This window comes from Ruegeria sp. AB9 (genome assembly GCF_056542585.1).
The window spans coordinates 147,934-163,539 of sequence record NZ_JBQGAA010000002.1; the positions used below are offsets into that span (position 1 = coordinate 147,934).

Here is a 15,606-nt window from a genome sequence, read left to right on the forward strand (position 1 = left end):
ACGCGGACAAATAGGCGCCCCCTTGTCAGAGTGATCGGAGAGCTTTGTTATTGCAAAGATCCAATCGAATGTTCCCTGGCTAAAGCCACCACTCACGGAACACTCTCACTTTGCAACTTTTAGGTTAGATTTGAAAAGTAGTGATTTCCTTACCTAGGGTAAACTGACGCGAGATAGCGTCAAAATATTGCGGTTACGCTTCCATTATGAACATCTGATTGTGCAGTGAAGCCTTGAGAACCGCCTGCGCCGTTGTTTCAACCGAAAGAGCCTCACGCGCGAGTCGCAGGTGTTTTTCTACCGTCGCTGATGTCAGTCCCATCAACAGCGCAATATCCTGCGTGGTTTTCCCATCGCCAACCCACTGCAAAGCTTCGCGCTGTCGTTTGGTCAGTGCCCGGTTCGGCGGAAGAAAAGGCAGTGTGAGGATTTTAAGGTGTGCGACATTGTTCATAAGAAGAATGTCGTCGCCGTGTTCCTTCCAGACTGCATCCACATCTTCCTGGCTTAATCCATCAGCGGCCGCCAGAGAAATCGCTCCTTTAGAGCGCATGGACACTGAGTTGAAGCTGACGGTATAGCCCGTGACCACACCCATGGATTTATTGAACTCAAAAACTTCGCGTTCCTTGGCGGTCATCGTTCCGCCCGAGTTCATGTCCTGCAGCATTTTCCAGCTGGCGGCACCTTCATTGTCCAACGCCCATTTCAGCATAGGAGCGTGAAAATACAGCCCATCCTTTAGGAAGCCATCTACATAGGCCCGGTTGTGGTTCGTCAGAATGACAAAATCTTCGGGATCGCCCAGCGACGTCGCAGTTCGGAACTGCGTGTACCCATAGATCAGGCGCGTAAACCCATACTCTGCCATTTGGCGACAATGGGCGTCCCACAGGTCTTCCAAAGTCTTTGCATAGCTGACAAACCGCAGATATTCCTTGAGTTTCATGCCGAGCCGCCCGCTTTCAGATGAGCCGCGAGCGCGTCCAGCGCGAGAATATAGCTTTGGGCACCGAAGCCACAGATCTGACCAAGGGCGACAGGGGCTATGTAGGACCTGTGCCGAAAGGTTTCTCGGGCATGAATGTTGGAAAGATGCACTTCGACAACCGGCAGTTCTACCGACGCAATGGCATCCATAAGTGCAATCGATGTGTGCGTGAACGCCCCTGCGTTCAGTATCAAACCGTTTTGTACACCGCGGGCCGCGTGAATCGCGTCAAGCAACACACCTTCATGATTGGACTGCAAATGCGTTACATCCAGCCCTATGGATGCACCGTGCTCAACGCAACGGTCTTCAATCATATGCAGTGTTGTGCTGCCGTAAACCTCGGGCTGCCGTGTGCCAAGCAGATTGAGGTTTGGGCCATTCAATACCAAAACGTTATGCATGTTTTCACAATCCCCATAGTTGGTTCATAGACGCGAAAAGGCCGGGTTGTCTACCTGACATTGCGGGATTGAATACAGTCAGTTGCACAGAAAACAGACCTCGTGATGGCGAAAAAACAAAGCTCAAACGTCCTTCAGGCCAACACCGAGTTTCCGGCGAACAGTGCGTTGCACAATTTGCGCGAGCGCATCGTGGGTGCGTTCAAATGTTAGCTGGGCTTTTTCTCGGTTTGGATTCAGTGCGGAAACTGATTACCAGTTGCCCTATGACCGGCTTCACGTCAGCCAATGAGGGTATGTCCAGAAATTCTGGGCCGCGCAATTCGACGCCGGGTAATGCTTGAATACCGTCTCTGATGCGACTGTAAATTGTCGTGAACAGCTTTTGGTACAACCCGATTTCTTGTCGGCGCAGCGAACGGCTGGCTACCGGCACGACCAGAGGACTTCGGTCCGGATCAGAATGTGGACGCAACCAGATTTAACTGAGGAGCACGGCAATGACCCCGGATTCCCTTTTTTCGTTACCCGGCAAAACTGCATTGGTCACCGGCGGCGCAACAGGTATTGGACGCATGGCAGCTGAGGCATTGGTCCGGGCCGGCGCACGTGTCTTGATTGCCTCTCGGAACGGGGGCGCATGTTCTGCTGCGGCCGCAGAGCTGAATGCGCTGGACGCGCCGGGCAGTGCCGAAGGTTTTGCCGGAGACATCGGCAGTGAGGCAGGTATCGCCAAACTGGTTTCGGACATTCATGAATGCACGGAAAACCTTGATATCCTTATGAATAACTCCGGTACGACTTGGGGGGCGCCCCTGGGGCAATTTCCGTATGGCGCATGGGACAAGGTAATGTCGGTCAACGTGGCCGGTGTATTCGAACTGACCCAGCGGCTTCTGCCCATGTTGATGGAATCCGGTACTGCAGATGATCCGGCGAGGGTCGTAAACGTAGGGTCCGTGATGGGAGAGGTGCCCATGGGGGATGGGGCCTATAGCTATTCGGCATCAAAGGCTGCGGTTCTGCATCTGACCAAAATCATGGCCAAGGAATTGTCGCCTTATCATGTGACGGTCAACGCGCTTGCTCCGGGACCATTTGTATCGCGGATGACGGCCTTTGCAACGGCGGACGAAGACACGCGAGATAAGGTAGGCAAATCAGTACCTCTTGGGCGCGTCGGGTGTGAGGACGACATCGCGGGGTGTGTGCTGTTCCTATGTGGGCGCGGCGGCAGCTATGTAACCGGCGCGGTGATCCCGGTCTCGGGTGGTATCAACGTAGTAACATCTGGCAATATCTTTGCGGATGCCCTTTAAAGGGCAGGGCGTTGAATAGTCTTTCTAACTCGTCCCAGGATTTTCGCCCGCAAACCCAAAAACCCATAGCCATGGGTGGACAGAGGCTATTTCGATTTTCATTCTTTCCCTATCACAACGTATTAGTTTAATTTCATTCCTTGTTTCGCGACAGTTCAATCTCCAGGTTCGGCAAGCTGTTCTTGCCAAAGAACATTTCCGTACCGGCAAACAGGCTGGGCACACCGAAAACGCCCCGACGCACAAACGCTTTGGTTTGATCCTTCAAGTCCTGTTTGATTTCGGGGCTCGTCATAGCCTCGCGCAGTTTACGAACCGGCAGTTCATTTTCCTGCAGGATGTCGATGAGAACAGCCATTTCATCCGCCTTTTGCCCATGCACCCAGATCGCATCAAAGACTGCGTTTATGTATTTGGTCTCCCACGATCTTCCGCTAGCAAAACGCCCGCCGCGCATTGCAAATTTTGTATTTATCGGAAAATGCGGACTCATATGAAAATTCAGCCCGCGACGTCGCGCGAACCGATGCAGGTCATGGGTAAGATAGGAGGTTTTTTGGCGGTTCTCGGAGAAGGCCTGAAACGGGCTTTGATTATGCGTCGCCTTGAACACCACGGGCAGAAGGACGGGTACATAATTAAAATTAACATTATGCCGCGCAGCCAGATCGGGCAGCATTTTATGGGCCAGAAACGCGTTTGGACTACAAAAATCGTAAACGAAATCTATGCTTTGCATCATGATATTCCTCCAGATCGGTCTCGCGTGGTCCTACTCAACAATTTACAAGAGAATCTGTATTGGTTTCACTCTAACATTTAGAGACAATGCGTGCCTCTCAACTCTGTGTATGAAACCATCCATGCAGTCCAGTTTTTGCTGTTATTTCAGGCCTCAAGCACACACTATCTCAGTCAAAACCTAATGGAATTCACCCAATGCTTCGAAAACAAGACATGTTCGATCAAACGCGGCTGAGCCGGCTTCGCATCTGGATGGACCGCTATATTGAGCAACGAAAGTATGCAGGATCGTCCTTTTTGCTGAAGCACAATGGGGATGAGGTCTTTTTCCACACCAGCGGTCTGCGAAACCTTGAAAAAGGTCTGCCGTTCCAACGCGACACGCTGGCGCGCATTTATTCGATGACCAAACCCGTCACGTCAGTTGCCTTGATGATACTAGCCGAACGCGGGCTTTTTCACCTCGACGCGCCTCTGTCCGATTTTCTGCCTGAGTTCAAGCAGATGCAGGCCTTGATATCCGGCGCAATAAAGCTGGATCAAACCGAGAATGCGGCAACGCCAACTCTACATCAGTTACTGACCCACACCAGTGGTCTCAGTTATCCGTTCAACCCCGGAATTCTACCGGAAATGATGGATGAAAAGCAGCTTATTTTCAAACCTGATCAAGGGCTTCTGGAAGATTGTGTACGTGAACTGGCAGAATTGCCTTTGGCTTTCCAACCCGGAACACGGTGGGAGTATTCCGTCGGCATCGACGTGATTGGACGCGTCATTGAGGTCGTCTCGGGACAGACTTTGGATCAGTTCTTGCAGCAGGAAATACTGACGCCTTTGGGTATGCACGACACCGGATTTTCGGTGCCAGCTGGGGCAGGGGACCGGTTTGCGTCCCTTTACACGCCGCTGGCCGGTGACGCGATGGCGTTGAACTCGGCTGACCAAGGAAGCGATACGCTACGGTTGATCGATACCTACGAAAGCTCGCCATTCGAGAACGCAACAACCTTTTCAGGTGGCGGTGGGTTGGTTTCCACAATCGATGACTATGCCAAATTCGTCGACATGCTGCGTAATCGCGGGGTCGGAAACGGGCATCAATTGCTTGGCCCTAAAACAGTGGACTTCATGATGCGAAATCACTTGCCAGGTGATATCGCGTCGATGGGTCCAAAAAGCTTTGCCGAACAACCGATGGAAGGCATGGGATTTGGTCTTGCCGGTTCCATCGTTTTGAATCCGGGTCGGGTGCGGGTGCCTGGGTCGGTCGGTGACTTCAGTTGGGGTGGCATGGCTTCGACTTACTTCTGGATCGACTGGAAGAATGATCTGACAGCTGTGTTTTTCACACAGCTGTCACCGTCCAGTTCTTATCCGTCCCGAGCAGAACTCAAAGCTCTTGTGCACGCCGCCATGATTGAATGATTTCAACGAGGCTGATACCCGGGTCCTGAAAAATATTGCTGTGAGCAGAAAATGACCGAAGCGGAACGCATCTTACTGAATCTTCTGGATATCGAACGGCTTGAGGTCGATCTTTTTCGTGGCACAGGCTCCGGCGGCGAAACACCAACGCGGATATTCGGAGGGCAGGTTATTGCTCAGGCCTTGGCCGCGGCGTACAGGACCGTAGAAGACCGGCTTTGCCATTCCCTGCACGCTTACTTCATTCGACCCGGAGATCCTGATAAACCCGTTATTTATCAAGTCGATAGAGCGCGAGATGGAGGTTCGTTCACAACCCGCCGTGTCGTTGCTATTCAGAATGGCAAACAGATCCTGAATATGTCGGCATCATTTCATGTTGAGGATGAAGGTTGGGACCACCAGCACCCGATGCCAACCGTGAAATCGCCCGAGACGTATCCATCGCGCTCCGAACTTCGAAAAGCGCATATTGATCGCGTGCCTGAAGGGTTTCGCGGTGAATTGCTGCGTGAACGCCCGATCGAAGTTCGGGAAATGGATCATCTGGATCCGTTCAACCCCGAAGTTTCTGACGACCGTAATCAAACTTGGTTTCGGATGGCGGCCGCCGCATCAGCTGACACAAAAACGCAACATCTTCTGTTGGCTTATGCGTCTGATATGAACCTTATGTCATCCGGTTTACGACCACACGGGCTAAGCTGGTTTACCGGAGAGTTCAGCGGAGCCAGCCTGGATCATGCGCTGTGGTTTCATGCACCTGTAAAATTTCAAAATTGGCATCTCTATGTAATGGATTCACCATGGGCCGGACGGGGACGTAACTTCAATCGTGGGTCTATCTATTCTGAGGATGGAACGTTGGTCGCTTCGGTCGCACAGGAAGGCTTGATGCGCAGAGTCCAGAATAAGCGCTAACAAAATGGTGTAAGCATCAGCTTTACTTGTGATCGTCACTTACTTACCATAATACCAATTATGCGAATACGGGATATGCAAACAAAAAAGACACGCCAACGTTCACCTCTTGTTGGATATCCAAGAGTTAACTCAGCGTGTGCTCTAGTGATGCAGTTAACCTAACGCGTATCCAGCGCCACGGACTGTTCGCACCGGGTCATTACCACCATATTGCGTCAAAGCTTTGCGCAGCCGTCCGATGTGAACATCGACGGTTCGGGTATCGACGTAAATGTCGCGCCCCCATACTCGGTCCAACAATTGCTCGCGGCTCCAGACCCTGCCCGGTTTTTCCATAAAGGTGCTGAGGAGCCTGAATTCGGTCGGACCAAGTTTCAATGGCTTGCTGTCGCGGCTGACCTTGTGGGTTTCGGAATCCAGAATGATGTCATCGAACTCAAGGCGCAAACCTACGGTCGCAGGACGAACACGGCGAAGCTGTGTGCGAACACGAGCCATCAATTCGACCACTGAATATGGTTTGACCACGTAATCATCCGCCCCGGTTTCTAGACCGCGAACCTTGTCCACCTCCTCGGATCGGGCCGACAGCATGATAATCGGGATTGATCGTGTATCCGGGCGGCTTTTCAGGCGACGGCAGACCTCGATGCCGCTCAGATTGGGCATCATCCAGTCCAGGACAATGATGTCCGGACAATCTTCGTCCACCAACAGCATCGCCTCATCACCGCTGGCGGCCTTGGAAACCCGAAAACCTTCAGCTTCAAGGTTATAGGCAAGAACTTCGCGCTGGGCCAGTTCATCCTCGACCACCAGCACCGTAGGTTGATCTGCGGACATCTCACTCGTCTCCTACACGGTTTGCGATGTATTGTCGGCCTTGGGCCGAGCTTCAGTCGGGCGGTCTCCGGTGACCAGATACACAACCTGTTCAGCAATCGAGGTTACATGATCGCCCATACGTTCAATGTTCTTGGCGATGAAATGCAGATGCATGCAGGCCGAAATATTGCGCGGATCCTCGGCCATGAAAGTCAGAAATTCGCGGAACAGGCCGTTGTACATCTGATCGACCTCCTCATCGCGGTTGATGACGTCAGTGGCCAGTTCTGCGTCACGCTGAATATAGGCATCAAGCGCATCACGCAGCATACGCTCGACCTCACGCGCCATACGGCGCAGGGCTGCGGCGCTTCCAGTGATCTCGCTCGCATTGACCAGAACTGTGGTTCGTTTCGCGATATTCTTCGCGTAATCGCCAATGCGCTCAAGATTACCGGATACTTTCAAAACCGACAGGATCAGACGCAGATCACCGGCCGTTGGCGCGCGCAGAGCGATCAATCTGGCCGTTTCTTCGTTAATCAGCTCTTCAAGCGCATCGATGGCTTTGTCGCCCTTGCGCACCTCTTGCGCCAGTTCCTCATCTCGGCTTTCAAGCGAGCGCGCCGCGCTCATGATGGCGGCTTCGACCAGACCGCCCATCTTCATGATATGCGCCTGGATCGCTTCGAGGTCGCGGTCGAAAGCAGATGCAATATGTTGTTCGCTCATTTTCAGATACCTGTGCTTAGCCGATGCGGCCGGTAATGTAGCTTTCCGTGCGCGGATCGACCGGATTCGTAAAAATCTGTCCGGTTTCGCCGAATTCAACCAGATTGCCCAAGTGGAAAAAGGCCGTCTTCTGGCTGACACGCGCCGCCTGCTGCATCGAGTGGGTGACGATCACCACCGAATACCGCGAACGCAATTCGTCGATCAGTTCTTCGACCTGTGCGGTCGCAATCGGGTCAAGGGCCGAGCACGGCTCGTCCATAAGAAGAACCTCAGGTTCCGTCGCAACGGCACGGGCGATGCACAGGCGTTGCTGCTGACCGCCGGACAGGCCTGTTCCCGGTGCATCCAGACGATCTTTGACCTCATCCCAGATCGCACCACGGCGTAGGGATTTTTCAACGATTTCATCCAGTTCCGCCTTGTTCTTGGCAAGGCCGTGAATGCGCGGGCCGTAGGCCACATTGTCATAGATCGACTTGGGGAACGGGTTGGGTTTCTGGAACACCATGCCTACCTTGGCGCGCAGCTGCACGGGGTCTACGCGTTTGTCATAGATGTCTTCGCCGTCCAGCAGGATATCGCCTTTCACTCGGCAAATATCGATGGTGTCGTTCATCCGGTTCAGGCAGCGGAGAAAGGTAGACTTACCGCAGCCCGACGGGCCGATAAAGGCCGTTACTGTTTTATCTTCGATCTCGACATCCACATCTTTGATGGCATGGGTATCACCATAGAAGACCTGAACCTTCTTGGCGTTGATTTTGATGTCTTTGGAGTCCACAGCTCTCTCCACTCGTGTCATGTCGTTCATTGTTGCCCCCAGTTACCAGCGGCGTTCAAAGCGGCGGCGCAAGATGATTGCGATGATATTCATGGTCAGCAGGAACATCAAAAGGATGATGATCCCACCCCACGCTTTCTCGTAGAAGCCCACATCAGCGCGTGCGGCCCATGTGTAGATCTGCGCAGGCATGGCCGAGTTTGGCTCGGTAAAACCCGCGATGAATCCTTCGGGGTATCCCCGTGCAACAAAGCCAACCATGCCGATCAACAGCAGCGGGGCAGTTTCACCCAAAGCCTGGGCGAGACCGATGATGGTCCCGGTCAGGATGCCGGGCGCGGCCAACGGCAGCACGTGGTGGAACACGGCCTGCATTTTCGAGGCCCCTACCCCCAACGCCGCGTCGCGGATCGACGGTGGAACCGCCTTCAGCGAGGCTCGGGTCGAGATGATGATTGTCGGAAGCGTCATCAGGGTCAGAACCAGACCACCGACCAGCGGTGCCGATTGTGGCAGATGCATGAACTGGATGAACACGGCCAGCCCCAGAATGCCGAAGACGATCGACGGAACCGCCGCTAGGTTCGAGATGTTCACCTCAATCAGATCGGTAAACTTGTTCTGAGGTGCGAACTCTTCAAGGTAGATCGAGGCAGCCACGCCAATTGGCAACGACAGACACAGCACCACCAGCATCATGAAGAACGAGCCCACAACCGAGGCTCCGATGCCCGCACCGCCCGGGTTATCCACGCCTGCGTCGGCACCGGTGATGAATGGCCAGTTAAACGCCTGTTTGATGATGCCGGCGTCTTCCAGTGCATCGACCAGATCCAGATCGCTTTTCTGCAGAAACCGGCTGTCTTGCATGGTGTCACGGGACACGCGCCCTTTGAAATACCCGTCCACCCGGCTCGACGCGGCAAGATCGAATTTGATCGGGTCGCCCAGCTTTTCAGGGTTTTCGGCGTAGAAGGTCCGGATTGTCCCGCCAACTTTACCCAGAAGACGCTCTATCGCGGCCTCATCAAAATCAACATTGATTCCGCGTTCGTCCAGTTCCGTATTCAACTGAGCGATAAACAAGTTGGAGTAAACCTTGGTCTTGAACAGCGCCCCTTCGGCCTCGTCCCGCTGCGGTTCTGTCAGTGTGAAATCGACGCTGACGACTGCGCGTTGGAAGGCAGGTATACCCTGCGACAGGATCGAAGTGAACAATACGACCAGAAAGAACAGCCCGGTTACAATTGCTGCGATACCATAAGCGCGGAAACGTTTCTCGGCTCTGGCACGCTTTTTCGTGCGTTCATCCGTAGCCGTGAGTGAAACCGCGTGACGACCGGTTTTGGGGCTATGCATACTTGCGTCGGTCATTCGTACTGCTCCCGGTACTTACGCACGATGTAGAGGGCAAACACGTTGAGCCCCAAGGTGAGAATGAAAAGTGTCATACCAAGCGCGAAGGCGACCAGAGCCTCGGGCGAGGCAAAGTCGGCATCGCCGGTCAACTGACTAACAATCTTGGCGGTCACGGTTGTCATGGCTTCGAACGGGTTCAGGCTGAGGCGGGCCGCGGCCCCTGCCCCGAGAACCACGATCATGGTTTCACCGATGGCACGTGATGCGGCCAGCAGGATCGCACCCACGATGCCGGGCAACGCGGCGGGCAGAACAACCTGACGGATGGTTTCTGACTGCGTGGCGCCAAGGCCATAGGAGCCGTCACGCATCGCCTGCGGGACAGCGTTGATAATGTCATCGGAAAGTGAGGACACAAACGGGATCAGCATGATCCCCATCACCAGACCCGCAGTCATCACGGCGGTACCTGCTTTCATCCATCCCAGGCCACTGTCACCAAAAACGTCCAACAACAGCGGGCCAACGGTCAACAGCGCGAAGAGACCGTAAACAATGGTTGGAATCCCGGCCAATACCTCAAGCAACGGTTTGGCAACGGACCGCAAACGGGGTGAGGCGTATTCGCTTAGATAGATCGCCGCAAACAAACCGATCGGCACGGCTACCAGCAGCGCTACGATCGAAATGTAAAGCGTACCCCACAACAGCGGTATGATGCCTAGTTCGGACAAACCACCGCGACCCGAGAAGCTGGGCGCCCATGTCATGCCAAAGAAGAAGTCTGATGCCGGATAAAGCTTGAAGAATTCCCAGGTGTTGAACACCAGAGACAGCACAATGCCTACCGTTGTCAGGATGGCAATCGACGCGGCAGCCAGAAGAAGAATTCGGACCCCCTGTTCAACAACGTTGCGTGCGCGGTAATCGGCGTTGGTTTGAAACCAGCCTATTGCGGCTCCGATCAGGGCGACCGCCATAACGGCGACGGACATGATCGCATACCCGGTCGAACTCATGGCCCGATAACTCTGAGCCGCTTGAAGAACCGGCTGAGTTATGTCGGACGTCACCACCTGCCCTGCGTCTTTCAAATGCTGGGTTATCTCGGTGACGTCTGCTTGCGCATCACTGGCAACGTTCTCGGTCAGGTTGCCTTGGGCAACCGCGTTGTCCAGCCCGGCGGCCGTGCGGCGTATTTCGGCCATGACCAGACTGCGGGAAGAGCCTTCGTTGATCACAGTTTCCGGTATCTTGCCGGACACATGCGAATTGACAAAGAAGGGCTGAGCCAACAGCCAGACAATCAAGAGACCAAAGGCAGGGACAAGTGTCTTCAGCGTAACGTTCGCACCATAAAATGATGGCAGCGAATGCAGGTTCCGACTGTCACCACCTGCGCTTTTCAGGGCGCGTGCACGTCCAAGTACATAGCCGACTGCTGCGACCGCCGAAACGATCAGAATGAGCCAGAATATCGGCATGAAACCCCCGTTTGCTCTCGATTGCGGATAGGAAAAGAGACAATGAAGGGGCGACTGATCCGTCGCCCCCATATGCATTTGACCAGTGTCAGGCTTAGCTGCCCGAACCCATGGTGACTTCGTTGGCGATGGCGTCCTGAGTTTTTGCCAACTCGGGATCGGCAACCAGGCCATAGTTGGCTAGCGGTCCCGAAGCGCCTGCGATTTCGTCATGAGTGAAGAACTGAGCGTATTCCTTCAGGCCCGGGATCACGCCGATATGTGCTTTCTTCACGTAGAAGAACAGCGGGCGCGAAACCGGATATTCGCCGGTCGAGATGGTTTCAGTCGATGGTGCGACATCCGACATGGTGGCCACTTTCAGCTTGTCAGTGTTGTTCTCATAGAACGCCAGACCGAAAATGCCGATGCCGTTAGGGTTGGTATCGATACGCGCCAGGGTCTCGGTATAATCACCGTCAATGTCGACCGACTTGCCATCGGTCCGAACAGCCAGACATGCGTCTTCTGCGTCGTCTTCGCTCATGCCTCCGGCGATCATGGCTTCCATGGCGCCGGTTTCTTCACAACCGATCAGCAGAACTTTTTCTTCGAACACTTCACGGGTGCCGTGCTTGGTTCCCGGGATGAAGCCAGCAATTTCAACATCAGGCAGTTCCGAGTTGAACTCGGCCCAGGTGTTGTAAGGGTTATCAACAACTTCGCCGTCTTTCAGAACTTTCGCACCCAGAGCGTTGAAGATGTCGGAAGGTTCGAACGCGGTGAAGGCAGGACCGGTTTGCTGGCTTGCAAAAACGATGCCGTCATAGCCGATGCGGACTTCCATGATGTCGGTCACGCCGTTTTCGGCACAGGCTTTGATTTCTTTTTCACGGATCGCGCGCGACGCGTTCGCAACGTCGATAGTGTTTTCGCCAACGCCTTCGCAGAAACGCTTCAGACCAGCTGACGAACCGCCCGATTCAACAACCGGGGTTGGGAAGTCTGTATTTTCACCGAACAGTTCGGCTACGATCGAGGCATAAGGCAGAACGGTCGACGAACCGGCAACCTGAACGTTGTCACGAGCTGCAGCAGTGGTCGCCGAGACGGCGGCGATAGCCAGCGCAGATGCCGACAGTTTTACAAAGGACATTTCAGTCTCCCTGAAAAAGTATGCTTGATCACCCCCATGATGATCCTGTGGGCACCCCTATGGGGCGTGCGTAAGCCTTTTGTGACAAGCGTGTAACGCTTTTATGACAACGTAAGATTTTTTCGCGATGTAGCCGCCGCAATCCCAACGGCCAAGAAAGTTGGGACGAGAACAGATTTGCGTGCTTTAACGTCTACCGTGGTAAAATGACCGTAAAAACAGAACCTTTTCCCAGCTCGCTTTCGACACGCAGTCTTCCTCGGTGGCGATTGACGATATGCTTGACGATCGCAAGACCCAATCCTGTTCCACCCAATTGGCGCGACCTGTGACTGTCCGCACGATAGAATCGCTCTGTCAGCCGGGGCAAGTGAACAACATCTATGCCAGGTCCTTTGTCTATGAACTGGATTCTGACAGACGGTCCTCGCATTGCTGTATCCCTGTCCGAGGATACGACGCGTACAACGACACAGCCGCCGCTGGCACCATACTTGATCCCGTTCTCGATGAGATTTGTAAAAACCTGCCGCAATTGATCGCCGTCACCAGTGATTGAAAGCGGGCCGTCCTTCACGTCCAGCGACAGAACCACGCCAGCGTCTTCTGCGAGGGGGCGCAGAGAGTTCATTGTCGATTGCAGCAGACCGGTAAGCTCCAGCCGCTCCTTGGGTCGAACGCGTTCTTCGCTTTCGACCCGGTTCAACGACAACAGATCTCCGACCAGACGGTTCATCCGGTTGGCTTCATCTGTCATGATCTGAAGAAACCGATCTCGGGCGGCAGGATCATCACGTGCCGGGCCGCGCAAGGTTTCAATAAAACCCATTAATGCCGTCAGCGGCGTGCGCAATTCATGGCTGACATTGGCCACGAAATCCCGTCGCATCTGGCTGGCTTGTTCCAAATGGGTGATATCCTGAAACGTGGCCATAACGGCCCCTCCGGACACGGCGCCGACACCGTTCATATATCTGCATTCTACTTCGAACGTTGTGTCCTGCGCGCCGTCATTGGACAGATGACGTGTTTTTTTTGCGCTTTTGCTCATCAAGCTTTGTTCAATCGCATCCAGAACCTGCGGCTGTCGCAGGATGGTCGCAAAATGGCGTCCAACAATGTTCTGGCCCAGAAGAGTCTTTGCATCTGTGTTGGCAGCGATGATCCGTTCCGTCTGATCCACCATCAGCGTTGGCATAGGAATCGCCAGGACAAGTTCTTCAAGAATGTCTGCGGTCATGCTTCAAAACCCAATCAACCCGCTCGCTTTACGGAACAGATTTTAAGGTTTTACGAAACTTGCGCATGTTTTCCTGATAATGCAGCGCGCTCAGAGTGATCCGCTGCGCCGCTGCCTCGTCCAACTGGCGCACAACCTTACCCGGTGATCCCATGACAAGGGAGTTATCGGGGATTTCCTTGCCCTCTGTGATCAAAGCCCCTGCCCCGATCAGACAATTCCGACCGATCTTGGCACCGTTCAGAACGATTGCACCCATTCCAATCAGAGTGTTTTCACCAATAGTGCAGCCATGCAGCATGACTTTGTGCCCGATGGTGCAGTTCCGACCAATCGTCAAAGGAAACCCGGCATCGATATGCATCACGCAGTTTTCCTGAACGTTACTGCCTTCGCCGACGCGGATTTCTTCGTGATCCGCGCGTATCGTACAGCCAAACCACACCGAAGCCCCCTGCTCCAGTACAACCTGGCCGATCACATTGGCATCCGCCGCGACCCATGTGTCCTCGTGAATTTGCGGTGCGTGCTCGCCCAAAGTGTAAATGCTCATGACAGTCCCTCGAACTCATTCTGCAGCTTGCGTACATGTTGTTGCAGCGTGGGTTGCTGAATGCGGCGCATCCGTTCAGCACTGACGATCGTCTTCAGCTTTTCCTCGGTTGCCCCAAGATCGTCGTTGATCAGGACATAGTCGTAGTAGCCCCAGTGGCTGATCTCATCCCAGCTTTTGAGCATCCGTCTGGCGATAACGTCATCACTGTCCTGTCCGCGAGCTTCCAGACGACGGCGTAGCTCGGGGATGGACGGGGGCAGAATAAAGATCGACAACGCGTGTTTGCCCAGATCCGAGTTTCTGATCTGAACTTCGCCCTGCCAGTCGACGTCGAACAGCACATCCTTGCCAGTGTTGATCGAGTTGCGAACAGGCTCAGCGGGTGAGCCATAGAAATTGCCGAACACATGGGCATGTTCCAGCATCTGGCCATCAGCGACCTGCTGTTTGAATTCGTCCTCGGACAAGAAGAAGTATTCGCGCCCATGCTCTTCCCCTGGGCGCGGGGCACGGGTTGTCGCCGAGATCGAGAATTCCAGTTCCGTGTCCCAGGCCATCAGCCGTTTGGCCAGAGTTGATTTGCCCGCTCCGGACGGAGAAGACAGGATGATAAGTAGGCCTCGGCGGTCCGCCATGTCAGTCGTTCCCATTCTTATTCTACGTTTTGCACTTGCTCGCGCATCTGATCGATCAAGGCCTTCAGTTCCAGCCCCACTGACGTCAGCTCCGAGCTTTGGGCCTTGGAGCACAGTGTGTTGGCTTCGCGGTTGAACTCCTGCATCAGGAAATCCAGCTTACGGCCTACGGCCCCATCCTGCGCCAGCAGTTCACGTGCGGCGCCGACATGAGCGGTCAGGCGGTCGATTTCTTCGGTAATGTCGGCCTTGACCGCGATCAGGGCCAGTTCCTGGGCAACGCGATCAGGGTCTGCGCCCTGTGCATTTTCAAGAACACGTGCCAAATTCTCACGCAATGCTTCAGCGACTTTGTCTTTGCGTTGTTCCGCGATCTCCGCGGCTTTCATCGTCAGGACCGCGACCTGATCCAGTTGCGTGTTCAGAACCGTAGCCAAAGCTTCGCCCTCGGTCCGGCGCATATCTATGAAGGCCGCCAAGAGTTCATCGAATTCGAACGTCAGATGCGCAACCAGCGGGGCTGGATCGTCAGCCTCGGCTCCTGCGTCCATCATCCCTTTGAGGGCCAGAAGGTCTGATGCCCGCGACGGCGCAAGAGTGATGCCACGGACAGCGGCCAGCGCCTGTGTTTGCTCAAGAGCGGTCAACGCGGCAGCCATCGCGGTTTCGTTAAGGGCCAGTTCCGGGGTCGCGTCCTCGCGGTTCAGGCGCATCGACAGGGTCACGTTTCCACGGCTCAGGGATTTGGACAAAGCTGCCCGCAGCGCGACTTCGAGGCCCGTCAGCCAGTCGGGCACGCGCAGCCGCATGTCCAGCCCCTTGCCGTTTACGCTGCGCAGCTCCCACGACCAGCTGTGCGGGCCGTGTGTTCCCTTCCCCGAGGCAAACCCGGTCATGGATCTGATCATCACTGCCCTTTCCTGTGCCACTGCTGTTTCAAGCATGTGCCGCACCTAATGCCATTGGCAGGTGCAGAGCAAGAGTTTGCTGAAGACGCAATTGTTTGGCGGAAGTTAACCATTCATTAAAGAATTACTCCAAAATTG

At 54.4% G+C, this 15,606-nt stretch carries 16 protein-coding genes; 3 read left to right on the forward strand and 13 right to left on the reverse strand.

The features are described from left to right. Window positions 1-193 precede the first annotated feature (193 nt). Both ACR0K5_RS06565 and aroQ read right to left on the reverse strand, forming a co-directional pair. Complete coding sequence (locus ACR0K5_RS06565) at window positions 194-949, reverse strand: autoinducer binding domain-containing protein (protein ID WP_480628910.1); 756 nt, start codon at window positions 947-949, stop codon at window positions 194-196. Beyond that, entirely contained in the window at window positions 946-1,395 is a 450-nt protein-coding gene (aroQ, locus tag ACR0K5_RS06570; RefSeq protein WP_480628911.1) for a type II 3-dehydroquinate dehydratase, read from the reverse strand. The genes ACR0K5_RS06565 and aroQ overlap by 4 nt, the downstream gene beginning before the upstream one ends. A gap of 500 nt (window positions 1,396-1,895) precedes the next feature. Between aroQ and ACR0K5_RS06575 the strand changes: the two genes are divergently transcribed. Then, window positions 1,896-2,714, forward strand: coding sequence for an SDR family oxidoreductase (locus ACR0K5_RS06575; RefSeq protein WP_480628912.1), 819 nt, complete (start codon window positions 1,896-1,898; stop codon window positions 2,712-2,714). 133 nt (window positions 2,715-2,847) lie between these two features. Here the strand turns inward: ACR0K5_RS06575 and ACR0K5_RS06580 are convergent, their stop codons facing one another. Beyond that, the gene (locus ACR0K5_RS06580) at window positions 2,848-3,456 is read right to left on the reverse strand and encodes a DsbA family protein (RefSeq protein ID WP_480628913.1); all 609 of its coding nucleotides are present in this window, start codon (window positions 3,454-3,456) and stop codon (window positions 2,848-2,850) included. 215 nt (window positions 3,457-3,671) lie between these two features. Here ACR0K5_RS06580 and ACR0K5_RS06585 point away from each other — a divergent pair, with 215 nt between their 5' ends. Then, a complete protein-coding gene (locus ACR0K5_RS06585) occupies window positions 3,672-4,886 on the forward strand; it encodes a serine hydrolase domain-containing protein (protein WP_480628914.1) in 1,215 nt (404 codons plus the stop codon). 51 nt (window positions 4,887-4,937) lie between these two features. Further along, window positions 4,938-5,807, forward strand: coding sequence for an acyl-CoA thioesterase (locus tag ACR0K5_RS06590; protein WP_480628915.1), 870 nt, complete (start codon window positions 4,938-4,940; stop codon window positions 5,805-5,807). 156 nt (window positions 5,808-5,963) lie between these two features. Here ACR0K5_RS06590 and phoB read toward each other — a convergent pair whose 3' ends face one another. The 10 genes from phoB to ACR0K5_RS06640 form a co-directional block, all read right to left on the reverse strand. Further along, window positions 5,964-6,653, reverse strand: a complete 690-nt coding sequence (phoB, locus tag ACR0K5_RS06595) for a phosphate regulon transcriptional regulator PhoB (protein ID WP_480628916.1) — start codon at window positions 6,651-6,653, stop codon at window positions 5,964-5,966. A gap of 12 nt (window positions 6,654-6,665) precedes the next feature. Further along, window positions 6,666-7,367 (reverse strand): phosphate signaling complex protein PhoU, encoded by a 702-nt coding sequence (gene phoU / locus ACR0K5_RS06600; protein WP_480628917.1) that lies wholly within the window; start codon window positions 7,365-7,367, stop codon window positions 6,666-6,668. Between the two features lie 16 nt (window positions 7,368-7,383). Further along, window positions 7,384-8,181: a phosphate ABC transporter ATP-binding protein PstB gene (gene pstB / locus ACR0K5_RS06605; protein ID WP_480628918.1), complete on the reverse strand. Its 798-nt coding sequence runs from the start codon at window positions 8,179-8,181 to the stop codon at window positions 7,384-7,386. Window positions 8,182-8,193: 12 nt separating this feature from the next. Then, on the reverse strand, window positions 8,194-9,525 hold the full coding sequence (gene pstA, locus ACR0K5_RS06610) for a phosphate ABC transporter permease PstA (RefSeq protein WP_480628919.1): 1,332 nt from the start codon (window positions 9,523-9,525) through the stop codon (window positions 8,194-8,196). After that, the gene (gene pstC, locus ACR0K5_RS06615; protein ID WP_480628920.1) at window positions 9,522-10,994 is read right to left on the reverse strand and encodes a phosphate ABC transporter permease subunit PstC; all 1,473 of its coding nucleotides are present in this window, start codon (window positions 10,992-10,994) and stop codon (window positions 9,522-9,524) included. The genes pstA and pstC overlap by 4 nt, the downstream gene beginning before the upstream one ends. Window positions 10,995-11,088: 94 nt before the next feature. Further along, on the reverse strand, window positions 11,089-12,129 hold the full coding sequence (locus ACR0K5_RS06620; RefSeq protein ID WP_480628921.1) for a substrate-binding domain-containing protein: 1,041 nt from the start codon (window positions 12,127-12,129) through the stop codon (window positions 11,089-11,091). A 193-nt stretch (window positions 12,130-12,322) separates the two neighbouring features. After that, the gene (locus tag ACR0K5_RS06625; RefSeq protein WP_480628922.1) at window positions 12,323-13,369 is read right to left on the reverse strand and encodes a sensor histidine kinase; all 1,047 of its coding nucleotides are present in this window, start codon (window positions 13,367-13,369) and stop codon (window positions 12,323-12,325) included. Window positions 13,370-13,397: 28 nt separating this feature from the next. Then, entirely contained in the window at window positions 13,398-13,922 is a 525-nt protein-coding gene (locus ACR0K5_RS06630; protein ID WP_480628923.1) for a gamma carbonic anhydrase family protein, read from the reverse strand. Then, window positions 13,919-14,560, reverse strand: a complete 642-nt coding sequence (gene gmk, locus ACR0K5_RS06635; protein WP_480628924.1) for a guanylate kinase — start codon at window positions 14,558-14,560, stop codon at window positions 13,919-13,921. The genes ACR0K5_RS06630 and gmk overlap by 4 nt, the downstream gene beginning before the upstream one ends. 17 nt (window positions 14,561-14,577) lie before the next feature. Further along, a complete protein-coding gene (locus ACR0K5_RS06640) occupies window positions 14,578-15,468 on the reverse strand; it encodes a YicC/YloC family endoribonuclease (RefSeq protein ID WP_480629356.1) in 891 nt (296 codons plus the stop codon). Between the last annotated feature and the right edge of the window lie 138 nt (window positions 15,469-15,606).

What these genes read in the sequence shown, in the direction of transcription:
- ACR0K5_RS06640 (WP_480629356.1), bottom strand. Translation starts at nt 15,468, where the DNA reads ATGATCAGATCCATGACCGGGTTTGCCTCGGGGAAGGGAACACACGGC.
- ACR0K5_RS06580 (WP_480628913.1), bottom strand. Translation starts at nt 3,456, where the DNA reads ATGATGCAAAGCATAGATTTCGTTTACGATTTTTGTAGTCCAAACGCG.
- ACR0K5_RS06585 (WP_480628914.1), top strand. Translation starts at nt 3,672, where the DNA reads ATGTTCGATCAAACGCGGCTGAGCCGGCTTCGCATCTGGATGGACCGC.
- phoB (WP_480628916.1), bottom strand. Translation starts at nt 6,653, where the DNA reads ATGTCCGCAGATCAACCTACGGTGCTGGTGGTCGAGGATGAACTGGCC.
- ACR0K5_RS06620 (WP_480628921.1), bottom strand. Translation starts at nt 12,129, where the DNA reads ATGTCCTTTGTAAAACTGTCGGCATCTGCGCTGGCTATCGCCGCCGTC.
- pstA (WP_480628919.1), bottom strand. Translation starts at nt 9,525, where the DNA reads ATGACCGACGCAAGTATGCATAGCCCCAAAACCGGTCGTCACGCGGTT.
- ACR0K5_RS06625 (WP_480628922.1), bottom strand. Translation starts at nt 13,369, where the DNA reads ATGACCGCAGACATTCTTGAAGAACTTGTCCTGGCGATTCCTATGCCA.
- aroQ (WP_480628911.1), bottom strand. Translation starts at nt 1,395, where the DNA reads ATGCATAACGTTTTGGTATTGAATGGCCCAAACCTCAATCTGCTTGGC.
- gmk (WP_480628924.1), bottom strand. Translation starts at nt 14,560, where the DNA reads ATGGCGGACCGCCGAGGCCTACTTATCATCCTGTCTTCTCCGTCCGGA.
- ACR0K5_RS06590 (WP_480628915.1), top strand. Translation starts at nt 4,938, where the DNA reads ATGACCGAAGCGGAACGCATCTTACTGAATCTTCTGGATATCGAACGG.
- ACR0K5_RS06630 (WP_480628923.1), bottom strand. Translation starts at nt 13,922, where the DNA reads ATGAGCATTTACACTTTGGGCGAGCACGCACCGCAAATTCACGAGGAC.
- pstB (WP_480628918.1), bottom strand. Translation starts at nt 8,181, where the DNA reads ATGAACGACATGACACGAGTGGAGAGAGCTGTGGACTCCAAAGACATC.
- ACR0K5_RS06575 (WP_480628912.1), top strand. Translation starts at nt 1,896, where the DNA reads ATGACCCCGGATTCCCTTTTTTCGTTACCCGGCAAAACTGCATTGGTC.
- phoU (WP_480628917.1), bottom strand. Translation starts at nt 7,367, where the DNA reads ATGAGCGAACAACATATTGCATCTGCTTTCGACCGCGACCTCGAAGCG.
- pstC (WP_480628920.1), bottom strand. Translation starts at nt 10,994, where the DNA reads ATGCCGATATTCTGGCTCATTCTGATCGTTTCGGCGGTCGCAGCAGTC.
- ACR0K5_RS06565 (WP_480628910.1), bottom strand. Translation starts at nt 949, where the DNA reads ATGAAACTCAAGGAATATCTGCGGTTTGTCAGCTATGCAAAGACTTTG.